This window comes from Streptomyces sp. NPDC003038, from assembly GCF_040611115.1.
Lineage (GTDB): Bacteria > Actinomycetota > Actinomycetes > Streptomycetales > Streptomycetaceae > Streptomyces.
On the sequence record NZ_JBEXNN010000091.1, the window covers coordinates 1 to 3,479 of the forward strand.

Genomic DNA, 3,479 nt, shown 5'->3' on the forward strand with positions numbered 1-3,479 from the left:
AGTGGGCGCCGCGTTCGCGGAGGTAGCTGCCGTGGGCGTGCTGGGTGTGCAGTGCGTCGGCGGTGACCATGACGGCGTCCATGTCCTCGATCATGTCCAGCAGGGGCGCGAAGGCGGGGATCTCGTTGCTCTTGTCGGCGATCTGCCGCTGGGCCAGGACGGTGCCGGTGTGGTCCATCGCGGCGATCAGGACCACCGCGGTCTTCTCGGCGTTGCGCGAGCCGCGGACGGACTTGCCGTCCACCGCGACGGCCCGGTGAATCGTCCGCGCGCTCGGCTCGCCGGTGGCGGCGGTCCGCGCGAGGCGGGTGTCGAGGAAGGCGCCGATGGCTCGGTCCATGGCGTCGCCGTCGAGTCGTTCCAGCAGCCGCCGGATGGCCGCCGGGTGCGGGGCGGGGACCTGCCGGGTGAGCGGGTCGAGGGTGAAGCCGAGGGCACGCAGGGCCCAGGTCGGCGCGCCGGTGATCCATTCGCCGATGGCGGCCAGCGACTTCGCGCCGGACAGGACACCGGCGGCCACCGCGCACACCAGCGCGTCGAAGGGGTAGACCCGCCCCTTGCGGCCCCGGGGGTCGGGCACGCGGTCCAGGAATCTTCGCAGGCCAACGGCGTCGATCAGCGGTGCTGGGGCGGATATCGAGGCCAGTTGGTCCAGCGGGGCGGTGATGGGCATGATGCAGAGGCAGGCACGGACTCGCTCGGTGTTCATGGGACGTAGACACTCACATGATCACCGGCACCGTGCCTGCACTGCGTTCCGCCCCAGATCCATCCCGACCATCACGTGACGGAACGTCACGGAGACATCCGGCGAACCACTTCATGCAATTGCCCCTGGGTCCAAGACGGTGCTGAGGGCCGTTGGAAGAATTGGCGCGAGGCTGAGAAGGCGGAGGCCTGACATAACCGCGAAATGCTCCACTGGGGTGGAGGTTGGCGTGTTGGTGTGTTATTTGGCGGGGCGAAACGGACTCTGGTGCTCGAATCTGCCTGTCAAATCTCGTTGCAGTACGTCGCTGTCGTGGACCGGCGGTGTGATGTGTGCTGCTCGTAGGAAGAGGTGGTTTCCATCACTGCTCGGAGAGCAATGTGGCGTACTGCGGCTGTTTCTGTGGTGGCTTTCACGACGCTGGGCGCACCACTGGCGGTGCAGGCGCAGGCGGCTGCTGGGGCGATTCAGGCTGAGGACTCCCGCGGGGTACGGGGACTGAAGCTGCAGCCTGGCACCCCTTTCGAGTGTAACGGGCAGATCCTGCGTTCGGCCGGCGCGCTGCCGCCCGCGCCGATTCAGCTGTACGAGGGCACCGCGGGTGCGGGGACTGTGGCCTTTACGCCCCTCGGGCCACCGACCGAGCAATACAACGCCATCGCCATCAACCCGCTTGACAGGTTCCTCTATGCAATGGGCCCGGGAAATGAGCTGAAGCGTATCGACAGCACCGGAGCGGTAACGGATCTTGGGCCGGTCACCGGCCTGCCGCTCCCTCCCAACGCTTCGCCAGACTCGCCTTCCTACTTCGTCGGAGCTTTCCTGCCCGATGGAACGTACGTCGTGGCAGGTGGAGCAGGTTCCACCACTTTGTATCGGATCAACCCCGCGACGAACACGGTCGTAGGCACCACCGAGCTCAGCGGACCGTTGGGGACGTGGGACCTGACCTACTCCAACGGATTCCTGTGGGGTGGCGACGCCAACGGCGACCTGGTGCGTGTCGACCCCGCCACAGGGCAGGTGACACGCTTTCCTAATGTGCTTCCCGTTTTGACCGACTCGCTGTACGGCGGCGCGTTCACCTATGGCAACGGTGACCTGGGCCTCATCGACAACGAAGGCATCATCTACCGCGTGGACCCGACGACCCGCGCGGTAGTGTCTCGACAGACCGCGCCGCCCGGGCTACAGGCCGATGCCGCGTCGTGTTTTTTGGCGCCAGTAGATTTGGAGCTGACGAAGACGGTGGCTCCGGCTACGTATGTGGCGGGTCAGCAGGTGACGTATACCATCCGGGTGAGGAACGCGGGCCCGAATCCCTCGTCGGGGTTCACGGTCACCGACGCGATCCCGGCGGGTTTGCTCAATGTTGCCTCGACGACTCCCGGTTGTACGGTCACCGGCCAAAACCTGTCCTGTACCTCCGGCCCGCTCGCGGTCAACGGCACCCGTGACATCACCATCACCGCCGTGGCCGGCGCAAACGCCACCGGCACGTTGACCAACGAGGCTTGCGTACGCGGCAATGACCCTGATGCGAATGCCGCGAACAACTGCGACACCACACCGGTTACCCCCCGCCGAGTGGATCTGTCGATCACGAAGTCGGCTACTCCGGCCCGGGTGACGGCGGGTGGTCAGGTGGAGTACACGATGGTGATCCGGAACAACGGTCCGGACGCATCGACTGGTTTCACGGTCCGTGATGCTCTGCCGGCTGGTATCACCGACGCTTCTTCGCCGACTGCCGGGTGCACCGTCTCGGGGCAGACGGTGACTTGTACTGGTGGTGCGTTGGCGGTGGGTGCGACCCGAACGGTGACCATCGTGGGTACTGCCGCTGAGGACGCCGCTCGTACGTTGACCAACAGGGCGTGTGTGGAGGGCAGGGAGCCCGACACGAATGAGGCCAACAACTGTGCCACCACGACGGTTATTGTGCCGCGGTCGGATCTGTCGATCACGAAGTCGGCTGATCCGGTTCGGGTGAGTGCGGGCGGTCAGGTGGAGTACACGATGGTGATCCGGAACAACGGTCCGGACGCATCGACTGGTTTCACGGTCCGTGATGCTCTGCCGGCTGGTATCACCAACGCTTCTTCGCCGACTGCCGGGTGCACCGTCTCGGGGCAGACGGTGACTTGTACTGGTGGTGCGTTGGCGGTGGGTGCGACCCGAACGGTGACCATCGTGGGTACTGCCGCTGAGGACGCCGCTCGTACGTTGACCAACAGGGCGTGTGTGGAGGGCAGGGAGCCCGACACGAATGAGGCCAACAACTGTGCCACCACGACGGTTATTGTGCCGCGGTCGGATCTGTCAATCACGAAGTCGGCTACTCCGGCCCGGGTGACGGCGGGTGGTCAGGTGAGGTACACGATGGTGATCCGGAACAACGGTCCGGACGCATCCACCGGCTACACCCTGACCGACCCCTTCCCGGCGGGTATTGACGTTACCGACATGTCGGGCATGGAGTGCTTCACGGTCTCGCCCGGACTTGACGACATGACCTGCACCGGCGGTCCGCTGGCCGTGGGTGCCACCCGCACCGTGACCATCACCGGTACTGTCGCTGAGGACGCCGCTCGTACGTTGACCAACAGGGCGTGTGTGGAGGGGAGGGAGCCCGACACGAATGAGGCCAACAACTGTGCCACCGCGACGGTTATTGTGCCGCGGTCGGATCTGTCAATCACGAAGTCGGCTACTCCGGCCCGGGTGACGGCGGGTGGTCAGGTGAGGTACACGATGGTGATCCGGAACA

General features: G+C 65.5%; 2 protein-coding genes. One reads left to right on the forward strand and one right to left on the reverse strand.

Annotated features, from left to right (window positions below):
- Nucleotides 1-673: transposase family protein (locus ABZX75_RS34100; protein ID WP_355418063.1), on the reverse strand; the 673-nt coding region annotated here is incomplete at its 3' end.
- 414 nt (nt 674-1,087) lie between these two features.
- Here ABZX75_RS34100 and ABZX75_RS34105 point away from each other — a divergent pair.
- Nucleotides 1,088-3,479: CARDB domain-containing protein (locus ABZX75_RS34105; protein ID WP_355418066.1), on the forward strand; the 2,392-nt coding region annotated here is incomplete at its 3' end.